This window comes from Streptomyces sp. NBC_00029 (assembly GCF_045160505.1).
Classification (GTDB): Bacteria; Actinomycetota; Actinomycetes; order Streptomycetales; family Streptomycetaceae; genus Streptomyces.
This window is the reverse complement of record NZ_CP108292.1, coordinates 5,760,910-5,785,790: the sequence shown is the minus strand read 5'-3', so window position 1 is coordinate 5,785,790 and position 24,881 is coordinate 5,760,910. Positions and strand designations below refer to the sequence as shown.

Below are 24,881 nucleotides of genomic sequence, written 5' to 3'. Positions count from 1 at the left end.
CCAGGATCGATCCGAAACGTCGGTCAGTTGACCTTGATCTGGTCGTACACGGGGACGCTGAACTGGTTGAGCGCCACGTCCGAGAGCCGCTCGGCGTAGCCCGCGCTGCCGTTCTGGTACCAGAGCGGGATGGAGGGCATCTGCGCGGCGAGGATCTTCTCGGCGTCCTGGAACTTCGCGACGGCCGCGGCCTGGTCGCTCTCCTGGTTGGCCTCGTCGACGAGCTTGTCGAAGTCCGCGTTGCTGAACTTCCCGTAGTTGGAGGAGGCGCCGGTGTAGTAGAGGGGCTGGAGGAAGTTCTGGATCAGCGGGTAGTCGGCCTGCCAGCCGGAGCGGAACGGGCCGGTCAGCTTGAAGCTGCTCTGCTGGTTGCGGAAGTCGGCGAAGGTGCCGACGGGGTTGACCGTGCAGACCGGGCCCTCGCCCAGCGCGTTGTTGATGCTGTTGCAGACGGCGTCCATCCAGTCGCGGTGCGAGCCGGTGTCCACGTTGGAGGTCAGCGTGACCTTGCCGCCGGGGAGCCCGCCGGCGTCCGTGATGAGCTTCTTGGCCGCCGCGGGGTCGTAGACGCAGGCGTCGCCGCAGACCGTGGAGGAGAAGCCGCCCTTCTCACCGAGGGCCGGTGAGGTCCAGTCCTTGGCCGGGGTGCGGGTCTCGCGGAAGATCTGCTTGGTGATCTCGTCGCGGTTGATCGCCATCGAGATGCCGCGGCGGACGTTCTCCATCCCCGCCTTGCTCCACTGCGGGTCGTACAGCGGGAAGGTGAGGGTCTGGATGATGAGGGCCGGCTGGTTGATGTACCGGTCTCCCAGGTCGTTCTTGACGTTCTTCAGCTGCTGCGCGGGCACGTCGTCGACGAGATCGAGGTTGCCCGAGATCAGATCGGTGTAGGCGGTGTTGTTGTCGGTGTAGACCTTCAGGTCCACACCGCCGTTCTGCGCCTTGTCCGGACCGGGGTAGGTGTCCCACTTGCGCAGCTTCATGCCGGTGCCCTTGGTGTACGAGTCCACCGTGTACGGGCCGTTGCCGACCGGCTTGTTCAGCCAGCCGGCGTGGTCGGTGAAGAAGGCCTTGGGCAGCGGGGAGAAGGCCTGGTAGCCCAGGGTCTCGGGCCAGGTGGAGAACTTGTTCTTCAGGGCGACCGTGAAGGTCTTGGCGTCCTTGACCACCAGCCCGGACATCGTCTTGGCCTTGGGCTCGCCGGAGGCGGGGTGGACGTCCTCGTAGCCGACGATGTCGGAGAAGAACGGCGAGTTGTTCTGCTTGTTGCGCACGTCCGCGCCGTAGTTCCAGGCGTCCACGAAGGACTGCGAGGTGACCGGCTCGTCGTTGCTGAACTTCCAGCCGTCCTTCAGCGTGATCGTGAAGTTCTGACTGTCCGTCGTATCGATTTTCTCGGCGACCATGTCGAGGGCCTCGCCCGTCTTCGGGTCGTAGCGCTTGAGGCCCCGGAAGAGCATGTCGAGCACCTTGCCGCCCTGCACCTCGTTGGTGTTGGCCGGCTCCAGCGGGTTCTGCGGGTCACCCCACGAGGAACTGACGATGCCCGCCTCGCCACCGCCTCCGCCGCTGTCGCTACCGCCGCCGCAGGCCGTCGCCGCGAGGGCGACGGCCACCGCACATGCGGCCCACTGGGCGTGGGTGGCTCCGCGCATGGAGTGCCTCCTAGGGATCCCAAGACTCGCTTAGGGGCCAATGTCACCCTATGTGGGGTCCCGTGCACTCATGGTTGGACCGATTGCACCCGCGCGTCACGCGCCTGTCACCCCTGGGGGTGCAAAGGCAGCTCCCAGGAGTCGACGGCGTAGTGCAGGCCCATGCCGTGCGCCTCGTACAGCGCGAGCGCGCCCGTCGCGTTGTGGGTGTCGACGCCCAGGCCCACGGTGTCCCGGCCGCGCCCGGCGTAGACGGCGAAGCAGTGCCGCAGAAGGAAACCGCCGATCCCGCGGCCGCGCACCTCCTTCGCCACGCCGATGTGTCCGACCCAGGCCATGCTCGTACGGTCGTCCCGGGTAAGCAGAACGGCCGCGTCCCCGTGGCCGGGCAGGCTCGCGATCCACACCAGCGACCAGTCGAGCTTGCGGCCGTCCATGTGGTCCAGCCAGGTCTCGTACGGGCGGTCCACGTGGCCGAAGTGCTCGGCGAAGGTCCGCTCGATGAGGGCGTGGGCCCGGTGGCGGTCGGCCTCGTCGCCGGCGCAGTTGCGCAGGGTGAGTCCGGCCGGCGGGGCCGGGGCGGGATCTGCGGCCGGGGAGAGGAAGCGCGTCATGACCTGGTAGCGGCGGATCGTGCGGTAGCCGCGGCCGCGCAGGAGGGACAGGTCGAGGGTGGGCCTGACGTTGAGCTGCAGTCGCAGGACGCCGGGGCCGGCGGCCAGTTCCCGGGCGCGGGTCTCCATGCGCTCCAGCAGGAGGCCGGCGGCCTCGTCGTGGCCGGGCAGCACGTAGTGGTCCCCGTCGACACGGCCCGGACCGGAGTCGGCCCAGACGAGGGCGTAGGCGACGAGCCGGCCGTCCTGGAGGGCCAGCCAGGAATCGGTGGCGAGGTCCACGTCAGGGGCGTTGAGGTCGGACTCGACGGTGCCCAGATCGGTCTCCGGGCGGCCGATCTCGATCATGTCGACGGCATTGAGCAGGGCGCAGATGTCGGACGCGTCCCCGGGCCCGGCGGGCCGTACGGTGAGGGTCATGCCGCCACCTTCCGGCGCCGGCTCCCGGGGCCGCAACCGGTTTCCCCGCGGGCGGGCCGGCCACCGGCACAAACGGCTGGTCCCCGGCGCCGTGGGGCACCGGGGACCAGCCGTTCACAGGCAACGCGTCGGTCAGACGGCCAGGATGGCCTTCTCCTCGGCGAAGTGGCAGGCCGAATCGTGCGCGGCCAGGGTGTTCAGGCCCTTGAAGCGCTCCGGGACCGCCAGCAGCGGCTCCTCGGTGGAGCACTTGTCCTGGGCCTTCCAGCAACGGGTGCGGAAGCGGCAGCCCGACGGCGGGTTGGCCGGGGACGGGACGTCACCGGTGAGGATGATCCGCTCGCGGCCCTCGCGCGCGGCCGGGTCCGGGACCGGGACGGCGGAGAGCAGCGCCTGGGTGTACGGGTGGGTCGGGTGCTCGTAGATCTCGGCGTCGGAGCCGATCTCGGCCATCTTGCCCAGGTACATGACGCCCACGCGGTCCGAGATGTGCCGGACGATCGAGAGGTCGTGCGCGATGAAGAGGTAGGAGAGGTTGAACTCGTCCTGCAGCTTCTCCATCAGGTTGATGACCTGGGCCTGCACCGACACGTCGAGCGCGGAGACCGGCTCGTCGCAGATGATGATCTCGGGCTGCAGGGCGAGGCCTCGGGCGATGCCGATGCGCTGGCGCTGGCCGCCGGAGAACTGGTGCGGGTAGCGGTTGATGTACTCCGGGTTCAGACCGACGACGTCCAGGAGCTCCTGGACCTTCTGCCGGCGGTTGCCCTTGGGAGCCACCTCGGGGTGGATCTCGTAGGGCTCCCCGATGATGTCGCCGACCGTCATGCGCGGGTTCAGCGACGTGTACGGGTCCTGGAAGACCATCTGGATGTTGCGGCGGACGGCCTTCAGGGCGCGGCCGGACAGCTTGCTGATGTCCTGGCCCTTGTAGAAGACCTCACCGGCGGTCGCCCGCTCCAGGTTCATCAGGAGCTTGGCGACCGTGGACTTGCCACAGCCGGACTCGCCGACGATGCCGAGGGTCTCGCCCTGGTAGAGGTCGAAGGAGATCCCGTCGACCGCCTTGACCGCGCCGACCTGCTTCTTGAACAGGATTCCCTGGGTCAGCGGGAAGTGCTTGACCAGGTTACGGACCTGGAGGATCGGCTCGCGCTCGGTGGCGTTCTTGGTGAGCTCAGCCATGGATCTGCTCCTTCCAGAAGTGGCACGCGCTGCCGCGGCCCGGCAGTTCGGTGCCGTCCTGCTCGGTGACCGGGTGCAGCACCGGGATCTCGGTGCGGCAGATGTCCTGCGCCTTGGGGCAACGGGGGCTGAAGGCGCAGCCCGTGGGAATGCGGAGCAGGTTGGGCGGCAGGCCCTTGATCGCGTAGAGCTCCTGGCCCTTCTGGTCCAGGCGCGGGATCGAGTCGAGCAGGCCACGGGTGTACGGGTGCGACGGACGCTTGTAGATCTCGTGGACCGGAGCGGTCTCGACGATCCGGCCCGCGTACATGACCGCGATCTTGTCCGCGACGTCGGCGACGACGCCGAGGTCGTGGGTGATCAGGATCAGGCCCATGTTCATCTCGCGCTGGAGCTCCGCGAGCAGGTCCATGACCTGCGCCTGGACCGTCACGTCGAGGGCCGTGGTCGGCTCGTCGGCGATGATCAGGTCGGGCTCCAGGGCCAGCGCCATGGCGATCATGATGCGCTGGCGCATACCGCCGGAGAACTGGTGCGGGTAGTCACCCACGCGCGCCTTGGCGGCGGGGATCTTCACGCGCTCCATGAGCTCGATGGCCTTGGCCTTCGAGTCCTTCTTGGACATGCCCCGGTGGACCCGGAACATCTCGCCGAGCTGGTCGCCCACCGAGTAGACCGGGTTGAGCGAGGACAGCGCGTCCTGGAAGATCATCGCCATCTTGTTGCCACGGAGCTTGCGGCGCTCCTCGTCGGACATCTTGAGGATGTCCTTGCCGTGGAAGCGCACCTCGCCGCCGGCGACCCGTCCGGGCGGGCTGTCGAGAATGCCCATGATCGCCTGAGCGGTGACGGACTTGCCGGAGCCGGACTCGCCGAGCACGGCGAGGGTCTCGCCGGCGTTGACGCTGTAGCTCACGCCGTTGACGGCCTTGGCGACCCCGTCACGGGTCTTGAACTCGACCTGGAGGTTGTCCACCTCCAGCAGCGGCACGGCGGATCCGCCGCCCGTCTCCGCAACGCTGAGAATCTCCGACGTCGTCACGCCGCCACCTTCGTCCTGCTTGCTGATGTTGTCTCGGGGCATCGGGCGGCCCTACCGGAGCTTCGGGTCGAGCGCGTCACGCAGGCCGTCGCCGACGAAGGCGAAGCCGAGCACGGTGACGACGACGAACAGGCTGGGGAACACCCAGAGGTAGTCATTGACGCCGATGAACGCCTGACCGGCCGCCAGCATGTTGCCCCACTCCGGGACGTCGACGGGAACACCGGCGCCCAGGAAGGAGAGCGCCGCGACGCCGACGATCGTGGTGCCGACGTTGAACGTCGCGTAGACCAGGACCGCGGTCAGCGAGTTGGGCAGGATGTGCGTGCGCACGATCCGCCAGCCGCTCGCGCCGAGGGCCTTGGCGGCGTGGACGTAGTCCATCTCGCGCACCGACAGGATCGAGCTGCGCAGGAGCCTGGACACGGTGGCCCACGAGAAGATCGCGAGCGAGATGATCACCGGGGTGATGCCGCGGCCGGTGACCAGGATGATGACGATGGCACCGATCATCAGCGGGAACGCGAGGAAGACGTCCGCGATGCGCATGACCAGGGTGTCGGCGAAGCCGGCGAAGTAACCGGCGATGGCGCCGAGGGCGACACCGATCAGCACCGCGAAGAAGATCGAGGCGAGGCCGACGAACATGGCGACGCGGGTGCCGGCTATGAGGCGCGAGAACATGTCGCGGCCCAGGGCGTCGGTACCCATCCAGTGGGTGCCGTTGGGCGAGGCGAGGGTGTTCTCGAGGTCCTGCGCGCCGGGGTCGAACGGGGCGAGCATGTCGCCGAACGCGGCCGTCAGGAACAGCAGGGTGATGATCACCAGACCGACGACGGCCAGCTTGTTCTGGACGTAGCGGTGGCGGATCTCGCCCCACTGGCTCAGTTGCTTGGGTGCGGGTTCGGCCTTGGCCGAAGCGGACGACACGGGGTTCTCGTCCCCGATCGCCGGGCTCGTTGCGAGCTCAGACATGAGGAAATCCTCCTTGGGGGCGGTCAGCTGAGGCGGATACGCGGGTCGAGGGCCGCGTACAGCAGGTCCACGATGAGGCTGAGGACGACGAAGATGGCGACGCTGTACGTCACGACCCCGATCACGATCGGGTTGTTCTGCTGCTGAATCGCCTGAACCAGTGCCAGACCGACACCGTCCCAGTTGAAGATCGCCTCAGTGATGAGCGCACCACCGAGGAGTCCACCGAACGAGATGCCCAGGTAGGTGACCACGGGGATGGAAGAGTTGCGCAGCACGTGCTTGAAGAGCACGCGACGCTGCGGAAGTCCCTTGGCCACGGCCGTCTTCACGTAGTCCGCGCGCAGCACCTCGAGCATCGTGCCGCGGGTGAGGCGGGCGACGAACGCGATGTCGGTGATGGCGAGGGTGACCGCGGGAAGGACCATGCCTTCGAGCTTGTCGCCGCCGAGCTGTGGGAACCACTGGAGTTCCACGGCGAAATACTTCATGAGCAGCATGCCGATCACGAACGTCGGGAATCCGACGGCCATGGTCGTAAAGAATGTCGTGGCCATGTCCAAGATGCTGTATCTGTACAGGGCGGCGATGATGCCGACTCCCATACCGAACACGGTCACGAGGCAGATGGCCAGCAGGGCCAGCTTCGCGGTGTTCTGCAGCTTGGGGGCGAGGATTTCGGAGACCTCGCGGCGCTGGATGAAGTCCTCGCCGAGGTCTCCGGTCGCGACCTTGGCCACGTAGTTCACATACTGCTCGGGCAGCGACTTGTCGAGCCCGTACCGCGCCTTGAGCTCCGCGACCACCGCTGGGTCACGGGCCTTGTCGCTGCCCGCGATCGAGCCCACGGGATCACCGGGGAGAACGAACAGACAAGCGAACAGAACCATGGTCGCGCCGATGAGGACTATGACCATCTGCCCGAGGCGACGGGCGACGTACCTTCCCATGTTTGTGCCTCTCTACCTGGCCGCTTCTGGGAGCAGCGGCCTCCGGCCCAAGGAACGGGCCGGCTCTCGGCCTGCGGGGATTGCCCGCGGATGTGAGGGGTGCCGAAGTAAAAACGGCCTGCCGAGCGGGGCCGCGGCCCACCGGTCACCCGGGGGCCGCGGCACATTCGCTCCTGACGGATATACCGTCCGAACCGATTACTTCTTGAGCGAGATCTTCTCGAGGATCGGGTCCTCGTTGAAGTTGATGTCGTCCAGACCGTTGAACTTGTCGGTCGCCATCAGGCGGAACTGGGAACGGTTGAAGGTCGGGATGAGGGCCATGTCCTCCATGGCCATCTTCTCGGCCTGCTTGTACAGGGCGGTGCGAGCGGCCTCGTCCTTGGTGCCACGGGCCGTGTCGATCAGCTTGTCGAACTCCGGGTTGTTGTAACGGACACGGTTGTCACCGGTCACGTTGCCCTCAGCGTCCTTCGCCATGGAAGACGAGTGCAGCAGCGGGAACAGGAAGTTCTCCGGGGTCGGGTAGTCCGCGCCCCAGGCGAAGCGGTAGATGCCGGTGGCGGCACCGCTCTGCTGCTCCTTGAGCATGCCCGGGAAGTCCTTGCCGTCCAGCTTGACCTTGACGCCGAGAACCTCCTCGACCTGCTTCGCGATGGCCTGGACCCACTCTTCGTGGCCGGCACCGGTGTTGAAGCTGAACTTGATCTCGGTACCCGGCTTCAGGCCGCCCTTCTCGGCGTGCTCCTTGGCCTTGGCGACGTCCTGCTTGACGCAGGAGACGCACAGGTCCTTCTGGTACGCCTTCGGGAACGCCGGCGGCACGATGGTCGTCGACGGGGTCTGGTAGCCCTGGAAGACACCCTTGGCGATGGCCTGACGGTCGATCGCGTAGGAGATCGCCAGACGCGCGTCCTTGTTGTTCGTCGGACCGTTGTCACCGATCGGCAGAACGAAGTTCATGCCGTTCGTGTCCTTGGCGAACCACTTGTTCTGCGGCTTGAACTTCGCCTCGGCCGTCTTCAGCATCGGCGTCGGGATGTGCGCGTAGTCGAAGGTGCCGGCCTGGAAGCCGTCGTACTCGAGCTGGTGCGCGGTCTTGTCGTTGAGGAGCGTGACCTGGACCTTCTCGAGGGAGGCCTTGGTCAGCGCGTAGTCGTCGTTGCGGACGAGGTTGATCGCCTTGTTGTGCTCCCAGGCGCCGTCCATCTTGAACGGACCGTTGCCGATGGGGGCCTCGCCGAACGCCTTGTCCTCTTCGCCGACCTTGGCGACCTTCGGGACCGGGCTGTAGGCGTTGTGCGCCGTCTTCAGGACGAACTCACAGTCCGCCTTGGACAGGTCCACCTTGATGGTGGACGGGTCCGGGGTGGTGACACCGGCGAAGGTCTTGGCGGAGCCGTCCTGCAGCTCGGCGTAACCCTTGATGCCGGCGAAGTGGTACGCCACGTCGGACGCGGCGGCCTTGTGCGCGGCACGGGCCCAACCACGGGCGAACGACTCGGCGTCGACGACCTCGCCGTTGGAGAACTTGGTGTCGGCCTTGAGCTTGAAGGTCCAGGAGGTGCAACCCTCGTCCGACGTCGCCGACTCGGCGAGCATCGGCTCGGCCATACCGTCCGGCGTGTTGCCGTACAGGCCGGTGAACAGGGCGTTGGCCAGCAGGACGCCCGTGGACTCGTGGGCACGCCCCGGGTCGATGGTGTCCGGCTCGGTGTTGCCCATCCGGAACACGCCACCGTTGGTGGCGCTGCCCTTGTCCTTGCTGTCACCACTGCCACAGGCAGTAGCGGCCAGGGCGACGACAACCGCGCCCACGACCCACTTGGCGCTCTTGGCACCGCGCATGGGTTTCCTCCTCATGAGTCCACTGATCGACTTGAGGGGCAAAGAAAGCTCGCCGACACCCCTGACGGCGAGCAATTTCCTGCCCATAGTGTGCTCGTGAGTCGGCGCGCTCCCCACAGCGCGTGACCCATTGACCCGAGCTCAATGGAGCCATCCTCAGGGACTGCCAGGCCGTAAACCACACTTAAGTGGTCTCGTTTTCACAACATCGATCCGCGGCAGAAACCCGAAATCCGGACAAACGGATAGGAGACAGACACGTGCGAAACGGACGGTTAGCTCATCTTCCGGAGTGTCACGGTCGGTATGCGGACACCTGAACGCAAAAATCCGCTTGACAAAAGCGAACAGCCCCTCCCTTCACGGACTCCGTGAAGGGAGGGGCTGCTGCAATACCAAGGCCCTACGGGCGGCCTCGGCCGCCGTGGCCGCCGCCCGAGCAAATCCGGGCGAACGGCCTTACGACCGTTACTACTTGCCGGACTTGGCGCGCGACGCGGTGCGCGAACGGTCCTTCTGGTCCAGGACGACCTTGCGGATGCGGACCGCCTCCGGGGTCACCTCGACGCACTCGTCGTCGCGGCAGAACTCCAGGGACTGCTCCAGGGAGAGCTTGCGCGGGGGCACCACGTTCTCCGTGTTGTCCGCCGAAGCCGCACGCATGTTGGTGAGCTTCTTCTCCTTGGTGATGTTCACGTCCATGTCGTCGGAGCGCGAGTTCTCGCCGACGATCATGCCCTCGTACACCTCGGTGCCGGGCTCGGTGAACAGGACACCGCGCTCCTGCAGGTTGATCATCGCGAACGGCGTCACGGAGCCGGCGCGGTCGGCGACCAGCGAACCGTTGTTACGAGTCACCAGCTGGCCGAACCACGGCTCGTGGCCCTCGTGGATCGAGTGGGCGATACCGGTGCCGCGCGTGCCCGTGAGGAACTCCGTACGGAAGCCGATGAGACCGCGCGACGGGACGACGAACTCCATGCGGACCCAGCCGGAGCCGTGGTTCGACATGTTGTCCATGCGGCCCTTGCGGACGCCCATGAGCTGCGTGACCGCGCCCATGTGCTCCTCGGGGACGTCGATCGTCATGCGCTCGACCGGCTCGTGCACCTTGCCATCGATCTCCTGCGTGACCACCTGCGGCTTGCCGATGGTCAGCTCGAAGCCCTCGCGGCGCATCTGCTCGACCAGGATGGCGAGCGCGAGCTCACCACGGCCCTGGACCTCCCAGGCGTCCGGGCGCTCGGTGTCGAGCACGCGGAGCGAGACGTTACCGATCAGCTCGCGGTCCAGACGGTCCTTGACCTGGCGGGCGGTGACCTTGCGGTCCTTGACCGCGGACTTGGCGTCCGCGCCCTTGCCGCTGCCGCCGCGGCCGACCATCGGGGAGGTGTTCGTACCGATGGTCATGGAGATCGCCGGCTCGTCGACCGAGATCAGCGGAAGCGCGATCGGGTTCTCCGGGTCGGCCAGGGTCTCACCGATCATGATGTCGGGGATACCGGCGACCGCGCAGATGTCACCCGGGCCCGCCACCTCGGCCGGCTTGCGGGTGAGCGCCTCGGTCATCATCAGCTCAGTGATGCGGACGTTCGACTGGGTGCCGTCACGCTTGATCCACGTGACGGTCTGGCCCTTGCGCAGCTCGCCCTGCTCGACGCGGAGCAGCGCGATGCGGCCGAGGAAGTTGTCGGCGTCCAGGTTGGTGACGTGGGCCTGGAGGGGAGCCTCCTCGTCGTACACCGGGGCGGGGACGTGCTCCAGGATGGTGGAGAAGAACGGCTCCAGGCTGTCGCTGTCCGCGGGGACGGTGCCGTCCTCGGGCTTGGTCAGCGACGCCACGCCGTCACGGCCGCAGGCGTAGACGATCGGGAATTCGATCTGGTCCTCGTCCGCGTCCAGGTCCAGGAAGAGGTCGTACGTCTCGTTGACGACGGCGTCGATCCGGGAGTCCGGGCGGTCGGTCTTGTTGATGCAGAGGATGACCGGCATCTTCGCCTGCAGGGCCTTGCGCAGGACGAAGCGGGTCTGGGGCAGCGGACCCTCGGAGGCGTCCACCAGCAGAACGACGGCGTCCACCATCGACAGACCGCGCTCGACCTCACCACCGAAGTCGGCGTGGCCGGGGGTGTCGATGATGTTGATCGTGATCGGGGCCCCGCCGTCCTTGGGGTGATACTTCACCGCCGTGTTCTTGGCGAGGATCGTGATGCCCTTCTCACGCTCCAGGTCGTTCGAGTCCATCATGCGGTCGTCGAGGTGCTGGTGGGCGGCGAAGGCACCGGCCTGCTTGAGCATGGCATCGACGATGGTCGTCTTGCCATGGTCGACGTGGGCGACGATGGCGACGTTACGGATGTCGTGGCGCGTGGGCACTTCGGCGCTTCTCCCGGGATCGTGGATGGCGTCGCGTACGGTCCGGCACGCGCGCCTCGGCCGGGCGAAAACCTGCCACGGCCTTACCCCATGGTACGTCTCGTGGCGGGAACCGCCTGCCGGGGGTCTGTCAAGAGGCCGGATGAATGAGTGCGGCCGAGCGCTTCGTGGGGTGGCTCGGCCGCCGTTCCTGCCGGTATTCACGCGGGTCAACGGGTATGCACGACCTTGCCCGCCGGGGGATCCGGCGGGCAAGGGACTTGAGTCACATCTGAGCTTGCGACCCGGCGGTCAACCTGACAGGCACCGCTTTGTCATCACTTCTTCTCCCCCGCTACTTCTTCTTGTCCTTCGCGGCCGGAGCCTTCTTCCAGCCGATGTCCTGGTAGCGAGGGGCACCGAGACCGAAGGCGCCCGCGTTGGCCAGGCCCGGCTTGACCGCCACCAGCTCGGGCCGCTGGTAGAGCGGGATGGAACCGGCGGCGGCCCAGATCCGGGCGTCCGCCTTGCGCATCAGCTCACGGGCCTGCTCCTCGTCCAGCTCGCCGACCGCCTGGTCGAAGAGCTGGTCGATGTGGTCGGTGCCGACCCGGGTGTAGTTCTGTTCGACGAGGAGCGAGCCGTCCGCGGCCGGCTCCGGCTTGGCGAAGATGGGCCGGGCGTCGGTGGCCGGGTAGGCCGTCGCGGGCCAGGAGTACAGGGCCAGGTCGTACTGGCCCGAGGCGACGTGGTCCTTGAAGAAGCTGTCGTCCGCCACCTTGACCGTCTCGGTGTTCACCCCGAGCTTGCGCAGCATCCCGGAGATCCGCTCACCCACCGTGCGCAGGGACTCGGAGCCGGGGCCCGCCGGGAGGACGAAGCGCAGGGTGAGCGCCTTGCCGTCCTTGGCGAGCAGGTTGCCGGAGGTACGGGCGGGCTGCTTGGCCGGGGCCGGGGCCGGGGAGGCCTCGGCGGGGTCGGCCGCGTCGCCGTCACGGGCCGGGGCGCCCTTGGCGTCGTCGGCGGTGTCCGGCCGGGCCGCGTGGGCCGCCTGGGCGAGCAGGGACGCCTTGAGCTGGGCTCCGAAGGGGGCCGGGGCGAGGACGGGCGACGGCCCGTCCTGGGCTCCCGCCGGAGCGGCGGCGCTCTTCGGGCCCGCCTCGGTCGCCGACCGGGCGTCGCCGTTGATCCCGTCGTCCTGGCCCACGATGTAGAGCCCGTCGTTCCCGGTGCCCGGGCCCGAGGGGGTCTTCGCGTCGTCCTGCGGCGCGCTCTCCGGACCGGCCTTGGCCCCCGCCGGCTCGGTGATCTTGCCGCCGCGGCGCCAGCCCGCGTCCGCGAGCAGGGCCTGGGCCGCCTGGGTGTCCCGGCCGCCGAGGGCGTCGCTGTTGTCGGCGTACGCCCGCTGCCCCGCCAGTGCCAGGTGACTGCCGACCGGCTTGGCGGGCAGGCCGAGCGGCTTCAGGACGACCTCGGCCAGTGCCTGGCGGTCCAGGGCCCGGGCCAGCGCCCGGCGCACCCGCTCGTCCGCCAGCGGGCCGGAGGCCCCGTTCATCGCGAGCTGCGTGTAGGCCGGCTCCAGGGACTTCCGTACGGTGAAGGCCTTCAGTGCCGCCTGCTCGGCCGCGTACTGTTTGACCGAGGCCGCGTGCTTCTGGCGGCTCTCCGTCTCCGCCGCGGCCTTCTCCTCGTCCGTGCCGAAGGCGATCGCCCACGACAGCGTGGCCTGCGCCGGCGTCAGCGCCGCCCCCGGTCCGTGAGCCGGTGCGCCGCCCGCGACCGCCTCGCCCGCGGGGCCCGCAGCACCTGCCGCGCCCGGGCCGTTCCTGCCGGCGGCGTCCCGGCGGGCCAGGGCGATCCGGTCCGCCCCGGCACGGTCGATCTCCGCCAGGTCGAGCTTCCCGGCGGCCAGCGCCGCGGGGCGCTCGGCCCGCGGCACCGCCGTCAGGATCAGCGTGTCCAGCTTGGCCGGGCGGCCCCACCAGCGCGCGTTGCGGGTCAGGGCGGCGGTGCCGCTCTTCTTGTCGATCGCACCGAGCGCGAAGGGCCCGGCGGTGACCTTCAGCGCTCCGCGGGCGCCCTCGTTGAAGGCGTCCGGGGTACCGGTCACCTGCTTGGGGTAGAGCGGGGTGAACAGGGAGCGCCAGTCGGCGTACGGCTTGTTGAAGGTGACCCTGACCTCCAGGTCGGTCTTGCCCTTCTCGATCTTCTCGATCCGGTCGTAGCCGGCGTTGCGCGCCGTCCAGTACGCCGAGTCCTTGCCGTTCAGGGCCCGCCACTGCGCCACGAAGTCGGCGGCGCCGATCTCGCGTCCGTCGCTCCACACCGCCTGCTGGTTCAGCTTGTACTGGACGACCTGCTTGGGCTCCCGCTCGATCACCTCGGCCTTCTCGAGGTAGTCGGGGTTGACCACCGGCCGCCCCTTGGCGTCCATCACGAACAGCTGCGGCAGCACCGCGCCGGCGATCCGGCCGGTGGTGGCGTCCGCGTCTGCCTGGAAGGTGTTGAGGGTGTCCGGGAGCGTGTCCACGGCCCAGCGCAGCACACCCCCGTCCGCGATCCTGTCGCGGGTGGTCGTGGCGATGTCCTGCCCTGCGGCGGCCGGACCGCCCTCGTCATCACCCGCGCCGCAGCCCGTGAGCAGCGGCAGTGCGAGGACTCCCGAGGTCAGGAGCGCCAATGACCTGCGCCTTCTCTGGGACATGGGTGGTACCTCCGGGGCGGGGCGTGGGGGAAGCATGATCACGTTCGGCGGTATATGGAGCTGATCACACCGGTTGCCGGAACCCACTCAAATAGACGCTCCGCCGCACCCCTCGCAGCCGCCTCTCGCCACGCCGCGAACCCCACCCGTGCGGACCAATCCCGCTTGCGCGGCAGCAGGCGTTCGCCCGGGAGAGGGATGAGAATGGGGGCAGGGAGGGGCGCACGATTCGCGCCTGCGCGCCTGCAATAGCTGCACGTCCCTTCACAACGGGGGACGGGAAGCGCGACACTCGCAGGCGCACATGAGCGTTGCCACCGCACCCTGGCGGAAGTGAGGGCAAATCATGTCCCTGCAAGACGATCTGAGTGCCGTACGGCGCAACCTGGACGAGCTGACGCGCAAGGTCGAGCGGCTGGAGCAGCAGGCCGCACGGCAGAAGCCGTCGACGGCGGCGACCGGTCCGGACCCGTCCCGGATGGTGACGGTCCCGGACACCCCGTACGACAGCTCGCTGTGGACGGACTCCGACGACGAGGGCCTGGGCGCCCGCGACCGCCGCGCCCCCTGAGCCCGCCCGTCCCGGACGCGCATCCACCCGCGCCCCCTCCGGTCCGGCCGTTCGCGGCCGGGCCGCCCGGGGCACCCCTCATCACTCCTCCCGGAGTCCTCTTTGGCCACAGGCACGGAACGACCCCAGCAGCGGCCCGGCGGCGTCCACGACGCCTCACGGGCCGCGATCGCGGCCCGGCACCTGCGGACCGACCGGTGGTGGCTCGCCCCCGCCGGCACCGCGGCCGGGCTGCTCGCCTTCATCGTCTACTCGACCTGGCGGGCCTTCGCGAACGCCGACTACTACGCGGCCCCGTACGTCTCCCCCTTCTACTCCCCGTGTCTCGCGGAGAACTGCGTGCCGATGAAGGGCGGGCCCAACTGGGAGATCTTCGGCAGCTGGTGGGGACTCTCCCCCGCCCTGCTGATCCTGATCTTCCCGCTCGGCTTCCGGCTGACCTGCTACTACTACCGCAAGGCCTACTACCGGGGCTTCTGGGCGTCCCCGCCCGCCTGCGCCGTCGCCGAACCGCACGCGAAGTACACCGGCGAGACCCGCTTCCCGCTGATCGTCCAGAACGTGCACCGGTACTTCTTCTACGCGGCGGTCCCGGTCGCGGGCATCCTCACCTACGACACCGTGCTGACCTTCCGCGACGAGCAGTACGCGTGGGGCCACATGGGCCTGGGGACCCTGCTGTTCCTGGTCAACATCACGCTGATCTGGGCCTACACCCTGTCCTGCCACTCCTGCCGCCACATCATGGGCGGCCGGCTCAAGCACTTCTCCAAGCACCCGGTGCGCTACCGCCTCTGGGGCTGGGTCAGCAGGCTCAACACCCGCCACATGCAACTGGCGTGGGCCTCCCTGATCAGCGTGGCCCTGTGCGACTTCTACGTGTACCTGCTGGCGAGCGGCGCCTTCACCGACCCGAGGATCTTCTGAGATGGCCCAAGTGGAACGGCAGCAGTGGGACGTGGTCGTGGTCGGTGCGGGCGGTGCCGGGCTGCGCGCCGCGATCGAGGCCCGCGAGAGCGGCGCCCGGACGGCCGTGATCTGCAAGTCCCTCTTCGGCAAGGCCCATACGGTGATGGCGGAGGGCGGGATCGCCGCCTCCATGGGCAATGTCAACGAGGGCGACAACTGGCAGGTGCACTTCCGCGACACCATGCGCGGGGGCAAGTTCCTCAATCAGTGGCGGATGGCGGAGCTCCACGCGAAGGAAGCCCCGGACCGGGTCTGGGAGCTGGAGACCTGGGGCGCGCTGTTCGACCGGACGCCCGACGGGAGGATCTCCCAGCGCAACTTCGGCGGGCACGAGTACCCGCGCCTCGCCCACGTCGGCGACCGGACCGGCCTGGAGCTGATCCGCACGCTCCAGCAGAAGATCGTCCAGCTGCAGCAGCAGGACTTCGAGGAGTCCGGGGACTACGAGGCCCGGCTCAAGGTCTTCCAGGAGTGCACGGTCACCCGGGTCCTCAAGGACGGGCAGAGGGTCTCGGGGACCTTCTGCTACGAACGCGAGTCCGGCCGCTTCTTCGTCCTGGAGGCCCCGGCCGTGGTGCTGGCCACGGGCGGGATCGGCAAGTCCTTCAAGACGACGTCCAACTCCTGGGAGTACACGGGCGACGGCCACGCGCTGGCCCTGCTCGCGGGCGCGCCCCTGCTCAACATGGAGTTCGTGCAGTTCCACCCGACGGGCATGGTCTGGCCGCCGTCGGTGAAGGGCATCCTCGTCACCGAGTCCGTGCGCGGCGACGGCGGGGTCCTGCGCAATTCCGAGGGCAAGCGGTTCATGTTCGACTACGTCCCCGACGTCTTCAAGGAGAAGTACGCCGAGTCGGAGGCGGAGGGCGACCGCTGGTACGAGGACCCGGACCACAACCGGCGCCCGCCAGAGCTGCTGCCGCGCGACGAGGTGGCGCGGGCCATCAACTCCGAGGTGAAGGCGGGCCGCGGCTCCCCGCACGGCGGGGTCTTCCTCGACGTGTCGACCCGGATGCCGGCCGAGCGGATCAAGCGGCGGCTCCCGTCGATGTACCACCAGTTCAAGGAGCTGGCGGACGTGGACATCACGGCGGAGCCGATGGAGGTGGGTCCGACCTGCCACTACGTGATGGGCGGGATCGCGGTCGACTCGGAGTCCGCCGCCACCGTGGGCGTGCCGGGGCTGTTCGCGGCGGGCGAGGTCGCGGGCGGCATGCACGGCTCGAACCGGCTCGGCGGCAATTCCCTGTCCGACCTGCTGGTCTTCGGGCGGCGGGCCGGACTGCACGCGGCGCAGTACGCCGTTTCCGCGGGGCGACCGGCGGTGGCCCAGTCGGAGATCGACGCGGCGGCGACGGAGGCGCTGGCCCCGTTCCACGCCACCGAGGGCGCGGAGAACCCGTACACGCTCCACCAGGAACTCCAGACGACCATGAACGACCTCGTCGGCATCATCCGGCGCGAGGGCGAGATGGCCGAGGCCCTGGCGAAGCTCGCGGCCCTGCGCGTACGGGCCTCCCGGGCCGGTGTCGAGGGGCACCGGCAGTTCAACCCCGGCTGGCACCTCGCCCTGGACCTGCGGAACATGCTGCTGGTCAGCGAGTGCGTGGCCCGCGCGGCCCTGGAGCGCACCGAGAGCCGGGGCGGGCACACCCGCGAGGACTGCCCGTCGATGGAGCGGACCTGGCGCCCGGTGAACCTGCTGTGCCGGCCGGTCGACCCGCCCCCGGCGGACCCGGCGGCCGACCGGATCGCCCTGGTCCGCACCCGCACCGAGCCCATCCGTCCCGACCTGCTCGCGCTCTTCGAGAAGGAAGAGCTGGTCAAGTACCTCGCCGAAGAGGAGCTGTACGAATGAGTACGTACGACGCGAGCTTCCGGATCTGGCGGGGCGACGCGGAGGGCGGGGAACTGAGGGACTTCACGGTCGAGGTGCACGACGGGGAGGTGGTCCTGGACATCGTCCACCGGCTCCAGGCCACCCAGGCGTCGGACCTGGCGGTGCGCTGGAACTGCAAGGCGGGCAAGTGCGGCTCGTGCAGTGCGGAGGTCAACGGCCGGCCACGGCTGATGTGCATGACGCGCATGTCGACCTTCGAGCGGTCCGAGACGATCACGGTCACCCCGTTGCGCGCCTTCCCGATCGTCCGTGACCTGGTGACGGACGTGTCCTTCAACTATGCGAAGGCGCGGGAGGTCCCGGCCTTCGTGCCTCCGGAGGGGGTGGCCCCGGGCGCGTACCGGATGCAGCAGGTCGACGTGGAGCGCTCACAGGAGTTCCGCAAGTGCATCGAGTGCTTCCTGTGCCAGGACACCTGCCACGTGGTGCGTGACCACGAGGAGAACAAGGGGGTCTTCGCCGGTCCGCGTTTCCTGATGCGGGTGGCGGAGCTGGACATGCATCCGCTGGACGCGGCTCAGGAGGCGGGCCTGGACCGCAAGCGCGCGGCGCAGGAGGAGCACGGGCTGGGCTACTGCAACATCACCAAGTGCTGTACGGAGGTCTGCCCGGAGGGCATCAAGATCACCGACAACGCGCTGATCCCGCTGAAGGAGCGGGCGGTGGACCGCAAGTACGACCCGCTGGTGTGGCTGGGGAACAAGATCGGCCGCCGGGCGGATTCCCGGTAGGCGGACCCGTCGGGCCAAAGGGGCCCGGGTCCCGGCGGATGCCGGGACCCGGGCCCGCCCGCGAGCCGGCACCCCGCCGGATCTCCGTTCCGGATGCACCCCGCCGGATCCCCGTCCCCGGCGTGCGTCCCGGGGTGACTCCGAATGCGAGGCCGCGAAACCACCCATACCCTCCCAATTGTGATTCCGCCGAGAAGCAGGCCGCGCCGCAGGACGTCCGTACGGGCCGCGCTCGCGGTCGCCGCCGGGCTGCTCGCGGCCGGGGGCTGGGGGATCGCCCAGGCGCCGGCCGTGCGGGCCGAGGATCCCGTCACCCTCTCCCGGCAGGGGCAGATCACCGACCTGGTCGGGGCGCTCGGCGACCGGCAGGGCGCCGTCACCGCCGCGCTCGACAAGCTCTACGCCGACCGGAAGATCCAGCTCTTCGTCGCCTACGTACGGGACTTCTCCGGGCGCTCCGCCCAGAGCTGGGCCGACGCCACCGCGCAGCGCAACGGCCTCGGCCAGGACGACGTACTGCTGGCCGTGGCGACCGGGGCCCGCCAGTACGCCTATTCGGCCGATGTCGACTCCGGTTTCACGGAGGAGCAGCTGGCCACCGTCGCACGGACCGCCATCGAGCCCGCCCTGAAGCAGAACGACTGGGCGGGCGCCGCCATCGGCGCGGCCAACGGCTACAACGCCGTGCTCGGCGGTCAGCCCGTGCCCGCGCCCACCATCACCCCCGGCCCGGCGGATCCCGGGGGCGGGGAGAGCGGTGCGAACGGGGCCGGGGACTTCGTGCTCCCGGTGGTCGCCGTCGGCGCCGCCGGGGCGCTCGCGGCCTATACGTACACCCGCCGCAAGCGCAAGGACGCCACCGGCGGCGGGCGCGGTACGACGACCGGGCCGGGCTGGCCCGAAGGGGCGCCGGACCGGCTCCCGCTGCCGGAGCTGGACGCCACGGCGAAGGCCCTGCTCGTGGAGACCGACGACGCGGTCCGCACCAGCACGGAGGAACTCGGCTTCGCCTCGGCCCAGTTCGGCGAGGAGGCGGCCCGCCCCTTCATCGCGGCCGTGGAGTACGCCAAGGACGAGCTGACGCACGCCTTCCGGCTGCGCCAGCAGCTCGACGACGCCTACCCGGAGGACGACGCGACCCGGCGCCGGATGCTGGACGAGATCGTCGCCCGCTGCACCGAGGCGAACCGGCGGCTCGACGCCGAGTCCGCGGACTTCGACCGGCTGCGGGACCTGGAGAAGAACGCCCCGCAGGCCGTGGCGACCGTGGAGCAGCACTTCCGGGACCTGACCGGGCGCACCACGATCGCCGCAGCGACGCTGACGGCGCTGGCGCAGCGGTACGCCGACTCGGCGTCCGCGCCCGTCGCCTCCCACCCCGAACAGGCCGAGGACCGGCTGCTGTTCGCGACGACCAACCTGGGCCTGGCCCGCGCGGCCCTGGAAGCCGGCGAGAACGGGACGGCGGCCGTGCACGTACGGGCCGCCGAGGGCGCGGTGGACCAGGCGGCGACCCTGGTCGACGCGGTCGAGCGGCGCGCGCAGGAACTGGCGGAGGCCGCCGGGAAGCTGCCGGGCGCGCTGACCGAGACGGACACCGACCTCGCGGACGCCCACGGGCTGCTCACCGGCACCGCCGAGGGCACCTCGACGGCGGACCTGAGCGGGCGGATCGGCCGGGCCGAGGCCGTACTGGCCGACGTACGGCAGGAGGTGGCGGCCGGCCGGTACGACCCGATCGACGCCCTGCGCAGGGTCGAGGAGGCCGACGCGGCCCTCGACGAGGCCCTTTTCGGGGCGCGGGAGAGGGAGTCGGGGCGGCAGCGGGCGGCTGCCCTGCTCGACCAGGCCATGCTCACGGCGCGCAGCGCGATCGGCGCGGCGACGGACTACATCACCACCAGCCGCGGCGCGGTGGGCAGCCAGGCCCGCACCCGGCTGGCGGAGGCGGGCCGGCACCTGGAGCGGGCGGGGTCCCTGGCTGCGGGCGATCCGGCGGGGGCGCTGGCGGAGGCCCAGCAGGCGGACGCGCTGGCGCGGCAGGCGCAGCAGCTGGCGGAGCAGGACGTACGCGCGTACCAGGACCCGTACGCGGGCCGCAGGTCCGGCGGCGGCACGGGCGGCGCCGTGCTCGGCGGGATCATCCTCGGCGAGATCCTGCGCGGCGGCCGGGGCGGCGGGGGCTTCGGCGGAGGCGGCTTCGGCGGTTTCGGGGGCGGGGGCGGCAGTGGCCCCGGCTCCTTCGGCGGCGGCGGAACCCGCGGTCGCATGGGCGGCGGCGGCCGCTTCTGAACTGCACATACACCGGCCCCGACCAGGAGAGACCCACCATGAGCAAGCAGACCATCCTCGGCCGCGTCACCCAGCTCGCCAGGGCCAACATCAACGCGCTGCTGGACCAGGCGGAGGACCCGCAGAAGATGCTGGACCAGCTGATCCGCGACTACACGAACAACATCTCGGAGGCCGAGCAGGCCGTCGCGACGACGATCGGCAATCTGCGGCTGATGGAGGCGGACCACAAGGAGGACGTGGAGGCGGCCGCCGAGTGGGGCGGCAAGGCCCTCGCGGCGAGCCGGAAGGCGGACGAACTGCGGGCGGCGGGGGCGGCGGCGGACGCCGACAAGTTCGACAACCTCGCGAAGGTGGCCCTGGGACGGCAGATCCAGTCGGAGAAGGAGGCGACGACGGCGCAGCCGACGATCGCCGCGCAGACGGAGGTCGTCGACAGGCTCAAGTCGGGTCTGGACTCGATGCGGATCAAGCTGACGGAGCTTCAGGCCAAGCGCGACGAGCTGGTGGCCCGTGCGAAGACGGCGCAGGCGCAGAACACGATGATGGACGCGGTGAAGAACATCGACGTCATGGATCCGACGAGCGACTTGAACCGCTTCGAGCAGAAGGTGCGGCGGGAGGAGGCGATGGCGCTCGGGAAGCAGGAACTGGCCGCGTCCTCCCTGGACGCGCAGTTCGAGGCCCTGGACGACCTCGGCAAGTCCCTGGAGGTCGAGTCGCGGCTCGCCGCGCTCAAGCGGGGGCGCGCCGCCTGAGCGCCGCCCTCCGACGGGGGCCGCCCGGCCGGGGCCGCGGGACCCCGGCGGGGTCCCGCGGCTCCGGTCAGCCGTACATGCTCAGCAGCTGCTCGGCCGACAGTTCGGCGACGGCCTCCGCCGCCGCGCCGGGCAGCGGGAGTTCGAACCAGACCGTCTTGCCTCGGTGGGTACGGCGCGTGCCCCAGCCCGCCGAGAGCAGTCCGACCAGCTGGAGCCCGCGGCCGCCCTCGTCCGTGTCGCGGGCGCGCCGGCGGCGCGGCTGGACCAGGTTCGCGTCCCAGACCTCACAGACCAGGGTGCGGTCCAGCAGCAACCGCAGCCGGATCTCGCCCTCGCCGTACCGCAGGGCGTTGGTGACCAGTTCGCTGACCAGCAGTTCGGTCGTGTCGAGCAGGCCCTCCAGGCCCCACGCCGGGAGTTTGGCCCGGGCCAGTTCCCGGGCCCGGCCCACCGAGCGGGCCTCGCGCGGCAGCTGCCAGTCGCCGACCGCGTCCACCGGCAGGCCCTGGACCCGCGCCATGAGCAGCGCGATGTCGTCCTCGCCGTGCCGGGTGTCGAGGGTGTTGAGCACGTGGTCGCAGACGTCCTCCAGCGGGCGGACCGGGTCGGCCAGTGCCTCGCGCAGCCCGCGCAGACCCTCCTCCAGGGGATGGTCGCGGGACTCCACGAGCCCGTCGGTGTAGAGGGCCAGCAGTGCGCCCTCCGGCAGGTCGACCTCGACCTCCTCGAAGGGTTCGCCGCCCACGCCGAGCGGCATGCCGGGCGGCACCTCCAGGAGCAGCGCGGGCCGCGGTTTCCCGGCCTCGTCCGGGGGTTCGACCAGCACGGGCGGCATGTGGCCCGCGTTGGCGATGGTGCAGCGCCGCGTCACCGGGTCGTAGACGGCGTACACGCAGGTGGCGAGGTAGACCTCGGAACGGTCCGCGTCCCGCGAGTGCAGGGCCGCGCGGGAGGCCTGCTGGGAGCCGCCGGGGGCGCCGAGCCCGCGGGCGATCTCGTCCAGGGCGGTCAGTACCTCCGCCGGTTCGAGGTCGAGCAGTGCGAGGGTCCGTACGGCGGTCCGCAGTTCGCCCATGGCGACGGCGGCCCGCAGCCCGCGGCCCATGACGTCGCCGACGACCAGTGCCGTACGGTGCCCGGGCAGCTCGATGACGTCGAACCAGTCCCCGCCGACCTCGGTGGCCGCATTGCCGGGCAGGTACCGGCAGGCGATGTCCAGGCCGGCCGCCTCCGGGTCGCCGGGGGGCAGCAGGCTGCGCTGCAGTATGAGCGCCCGTTCGTGCTCGCGCCGGTAGAGCCGTGCGTTGTCGATGCATACGGCGGCGCGCGCGGCCAGTTCGACGGCCACCGCCCGGTCGCGTTCGCCGAAGGGTTCGCTGCCCTTGGTACGGGAGAACTGCGCGAGCCCGACCACCGTGTCGTGGGCGACCATCGGCACGACCAGCGTGGACTGCACGAGGTCCTCCGGTCCGCCGCCCTCGATCAGCCGGGGCCGCGCGGTACGCAGGGCCAGCGCGCCCGGCGAAGCCGCCGGGTAGCGGTGGATGTCGCCCACGGAGACCAGTGCGCCCGGACCGGACAGCGGTGCGTCCGAGACGGCGGAGGCGAAGGCCACCCGGCGCAGGGCGGCGGACGGCGTCCGCGCCGGGCCCTGTCCGGGCAGGCTCGGCACCCCCGGGCCCTGCGGCCGTGCGGGCCGGTCGTCGTCGCCGAGCAGCAGGCCCTGGTAGAGGTCGACGGCGGCCAGGTCGCAGAAGCCGGGGACGGTGACGTCGAGGAGTTCGCGGGCGGTGGTCTCCAGGTCGAGGGAGTTGCCGATGCGGTGTCCGGCCTCGTTGAGGAGGGCCAGGTTGCGCCGGACCCCGGCGGCCTCGCGGGCGGCGAGGTGGCGGCGGGTGACATCGGTGCCGATCCCGGCCACGCCGATGGGGCGGCCGCTGCCGCCGTGGACGCGGTAGAGGTTGATGGACCAGTGGCGGTTCTCCCGGCTGCCGGGGGCGGCGCCGGTGATCCGCAGATCGGTCACCGACTCCCCGGTGTCCAGTACCCGGCGCAGGGCTTCGGCCATCCGGTCGGCCTCGTGCGCCGGCAGGTAGTCGTGGACGGTCCGGCCGCGGTGCTCCTCGACGGCGCCTCCGAAGACGGTGGCGAACCGGCGGTTGGCGCGCTGCACGGTGAGGTCCGTACCGAAGAGCAGGAAGCCGAAAGGAGATTGGCCGAATATCGCTTGTGAAGCCGCCAGGTCGGATTCGATCCGCCGCAGCGCGCGTACGTCGACCACGACACACAGCGCGGCCCGTTCGGCGGTCTCGGTCTGGGTGGGCATCACATAGATCTCGGCCACGCCGTGCGCGCCGTTGCCTCCCGGGATCCGGAAGGGGATCAGGCCCGTCCATTCCTTGCCGTCGAGGATCTCGGCCACCTTGCGGTGCGCGTCGGGACGCAGCTCGGGCGGCATGAAGGCGTCGACCGGGTCACGGCCCACGGCCTGGGAGGCCGTCAGCCCGAAGAGTTCCTCGGCGCGCAGGCTCCATTGGTCGATGAACCCGTCGGGCCCGATCGAGAAGGAGGCGACCTTTATGTAGTCATATATCGAGCCAGGCGGACTGCTGTGCCACAGGGCGTCGTGCCATGTCTCTCGCGGCACGTCGGTCTGATGTGCCTGCGCAGGTATTTCGCTCACGCGACCGTCCCCTCCAGCTCACCGCAACCGGACCGGCCATGACCGAAGTATTCAGCACCACGGCCCCGGACGGCACGGCGTTCACGATCACAGCACGGTCTCGATGATTTCGAGCCATGTCGCATGATCTCCCCCGAGCCCCTGCCCCGGCTGCCGCCGAGCAGTGTTCCCGGAAGGTCACACACCACCGTTCACCTTGTTACTCACCAGGAAGAGCCAACTCGAACCACACTGTCTTGCCCGACTTCCCGTGCCGGGTCCCCCAGCGCTGCGAGGAGACCGCCACCAGATGCAGGCCACGACCCCCCTCGTCGTCGTGGTCGGCGACCCGCTCGCGGGGCGGATCCGGAAGCGGATCGGAAACCTCCACGAGCAGGGCGGGTCCGCCGGCAGGGCTGCCGACGGCTGGATTGCGCCGTTCCAGGCGGACCCCGATGGGGCCGGAGGCGTACCGCAGGGAATTGGTGACGAGCTCGCTGACCAGCAGGACGGTCACATCGCCGACGGCCTCCAGGCCCCAGTCGTGGAGGGTTCCGCGCACGGCGTGGCGGGCGGTGCGGACGGCACCGGGCTCGGCGGGGAAGGCCCACTCGGCGCACTCACCGTCTGTGTCGATCACGCCGATCACTTCCCGGGCCAGCAGTGACCCCAGTCCGGTTCGTCGGGGACGAAAGGGGGACGAGATAGGGATTAATAGCGACATACCCGATAATTGGGGCGTCGTACCACTCGATCCCCGCCCACCGGCGCACTGTGGCGCAGACGGCCTAGACCGCGAGCGTCACGCGCCCCCGCCGACGTCCCGGCCCGCGTACCCGTCCGCACCTCGGCGCAGCCGGCGGCCGGCCTCGGCGACCGCGGGCCGGTCCTGGTCGAGCCAGTCCACCGACTCCAGCTCCTCCGGCCCCAGCCAGCGCAGTTCGTCGTGGTCCTCCAGGGGGGCGGGCACTCCGGAGAGCAGCCGGGCGGTCCACACGTGCAGGACGAGACCCGGCCGCAGCGGCCACTCCCCCGGGATCCGCTCCAGCGGCTCGGCCTCCACGCCGAGCTCCTCGCGCAGTTCGCGCACCAGCGCCTCGGGGACGGACTCACCCGGTTCGGCCTTGCCGCCCGGCAGTTCCCAGCGTCCGGCGAGCTCGGGCGGTGCGCTGCGGCGGGCGGCCAGCAGGCGCCCCTCATGACAAAGGGCTCCGCCCACGACCACGCGTACAGTCATGTGCGGAGCC

General features: G+C 70.0%; 18 protein-coding genes. 6 read left to right on the top strand and 12 right to left on the bottom strand.

Annotated elements, in window-relative coordinates; translation table 11 throughout:
* Positions 1-23: 23 nt before the first annotated feature.
* The 9 genes from OG753_RS27175 to OG753_RS27135 all read right to left on the bottom strand — a co-directional run bounded on the left by OG753_RS27175 (position 24) and on the right by OG753_RS27135 (position 13,748).
* A complete protein-coding gene (locus OG753_RS27175) occupies positions 24-1,655 on the bottom strand; it encodes an ABC transporter substrate-binding protein (RefSeq protein WP_327264280.1) in 1,632 nt (543 codons plus the stop codon).
* A 107-nt stretch (positions 1,656-1,762) separates the two neighbouring features.
* Complete coding sequence (locus OG753_RS27170) at positions 1,763-2,689, bottom strand: GNAT family N-acetyltransferase (RefSeq protein ID WP_405790476.1); 927 nt, start codon at positions 2,687-2,689, stop codon at positions 1,763-1,765.
* Positions 2,690-2,821: 132 nt separating this feature from the next.
* Positions 2,822-3,874 carry an ABC transporter ATP-binding protein gene (locus tag OG753_RS27165; RefSeq protein WP_405790475.1) on the bottom strand — a complete coding sequence of 351 codons (1,053 nt, stop codon included), beginning with the start codon at positions 3,872-3,874 and terminating at the stop codon, positions 2,822-2,824.
* Positions 3,867-4,958: an ABC transporter ATP-binding protein gene (locus OG753_RS27160; protein WP_383204897.1), complete on the bottom strand. Its 1,092-nt coding sequence runs from the start codon at positions 4,956-4,958 to the stop codon at positions 3,867-3,869. The genes OG753_RS27165 and OG753_RS27160 overlap by 8 nt, the downstream gene beginning before the upstream one ends.
* Positions 4,959-4,967: 9 nt before the next feature.
* Positions 4,968-5,891 (bottom strand): ABC transporter permease, encoded by a 924-nt coding sequence (locus OG753_RS27155; RefSeq protein WP_327264276.1) that lies wholly within the window; start codon positions 5,889-5,891, stop codon positions 4,968-4,970.
* A gap of 23 nt (positions 5,892-5,914) precedes the next feature.
* Complete coding sequence (locus OG753_RS27150) at positions 5,915-6,808, bottom strand: ABC transporter permease (protein WP_383204900.1); 894 nt, start codon at positions 6,806-6,808, stop codon at positions 5,915-5,917.
* Positions 6,809-7,039: 231 nt separating this feature from the next.
* Positions 7,040-8,689 carry an ABC transporter substrate-binding protein gene (locus tag OG753_RS27145; RefSeq protein ID WP_327264274.1) on the bottom strand — a complete coding sequence of 550 codons (1,650 nt, stop codon included), beginning with the start codon at positions 8,687-8,689 and terminating at the stop codon, positions 7,040-7,042.
* Between the two features lie 471 nt (positions 8,690-9,160).
* A complete protein-coding gene (typA, locus tag OG753_RS27140) occupies positions 9,161-11,065 on the bottom strand; it encodes a translational GTPase TypA (RefSeq protein WP_327264273.1) in 1,905 nt (634 codons plus the stop codon).
* Positions 11,066-11,399: 334 nt separating this feature from the next.
* Positions 11,400-13,748, bottom strand: a complete 2,349-nt coding sequence (locus OG753_RS27135; protein ID WP_405790473.1) for an ABC transporter family substrate-binding protein — start codon at positions 13,746-13,748, stop codon at positions 11,400-11,402.
* Positions 13,749-14,094: 346 nt separating this feature from the next.
* Here OG753_RS27135 and OG753_RS27130 point away from each other — a divergent pair, with 346 nt between their 5' ends.
* From OG753_RS27130 to OG753_RS27105, 6 genes are all read left to right on the top strand, one after another.
* Entirely contained in the window at positions 14,095-14,319 is a 225-nt protein-coding gene (locus tag OG753_RS27130) for a hypothetical protein (protein WP_327264271.1), read from the top strand.
* A 102-nt stretch (positions 14,320-14,421) separates the two neighbouring features.
* Positions 14,422-15,246 carry a hypothetical protein gene (locus OG753_RS27125; protein WP_401682379.1) on the top strand — a complete coding sequence of 275 codons (825 nt, stop codon included), beginning with the start codon at positions 14,422-14,424 and terminating at the stop codon, positions 15,244-15,246.
* Between the two features lies 1 nt (position 15,247).
* Positions 15,248-17,146: a fumarate reductase/succinate dehydrogenase flavoprotein subunit gene (locus tag OG753_RS27120; protein WP_327264269.1), complete on the top strand. Its 1,899-nt coding sequence runs from the start codon at positions 15,248-15,250 to the stop codon at positions 17,144-17,146.
* The gene (locus OG753_RS27115; RefSeq protein ID WP_327264268.1) at positions 17,143-17,919 is read left to right on the top strand and encodes a succinate dehydrogenase/fumarate reductase iron-sulfur subunit; all 777 of its coding nucleotides are present in this window, start codon (positions 17,143-17,145) and stop codon (positions 17,917-17,919) included. Before OG753_RS27120 ends, OG753_RS27115 begins: the two co-directional genes overlap by 4 nt.
* A gap of 180 nt (positions 17,920-18,099) precedes the next feature.
* The gene (locus tag OG753_RS27110) at positions 18,100-20,211 is read left to right on the top strand and encodes a TPM domain-containing protein (RefSeq protein WP_405790471.1); all 2,112 of its coding nucleotides are present in this window, start codon (positions 18,100-18,102) and stop codon (positions 20,209-20,211) included.
* 38 nt (positions 20,212-20,249) lie between these two features.
* Complete coding sequence (locus OG753_RS27105) at positions 20,250-20,969, top strand: PspA/IM30 family protein (RefSeq protein ID WP_327264267.1); 720 nt, start codon at positions 20,250-20,252, stop codon at positions 20,967-20,969.
* A gap of 67 nt (positions 20,970-21,036) precedes the next feature.
* On the opposite strand, the gene OG753_RS27100 is transcribed toward OG753_RS27105, so the two are convergent.
* From OG753_RS27100 to OG753_RS27090, 3 genes are all read right to left on the bottom strand, one after another.
* Complete coding sequence (locus OG753_RS27100; RefSeq protein WP_383199542.1) at positions 21,037-23,646, bottom strand: SpoIIE family protein phosphatase; 2,610 nt, start codon at positions 23,644-23,646, stop codon at positions 21,037-21,039.
* Between the two features lie 208 nt (positions 23,647-23,854).
* Entirely contained in the window at positions 23,855-24,283 is a 429-nt protein-coding gene (locus OG753_RS27095; RefSeq protein WP_327264265.1) for an ATP-binding protein, read from the bottom strand.
* Between the two features lie 153 nt (positions 24,284-24,436).
* A complete protein-coding gene (locus tag OG753_RS27090) occupies positions 24,437-24,871 on the bottom strand; it encodes a (deoxy)nucleoside triphosphate pyrophosphohydrolase (RefSeq protein ID WP_327264264.1) in 435 nt (144 codons plus the stop codon).
* Positions 24,872-24,881: the final 10 nt, after the last annotated feature.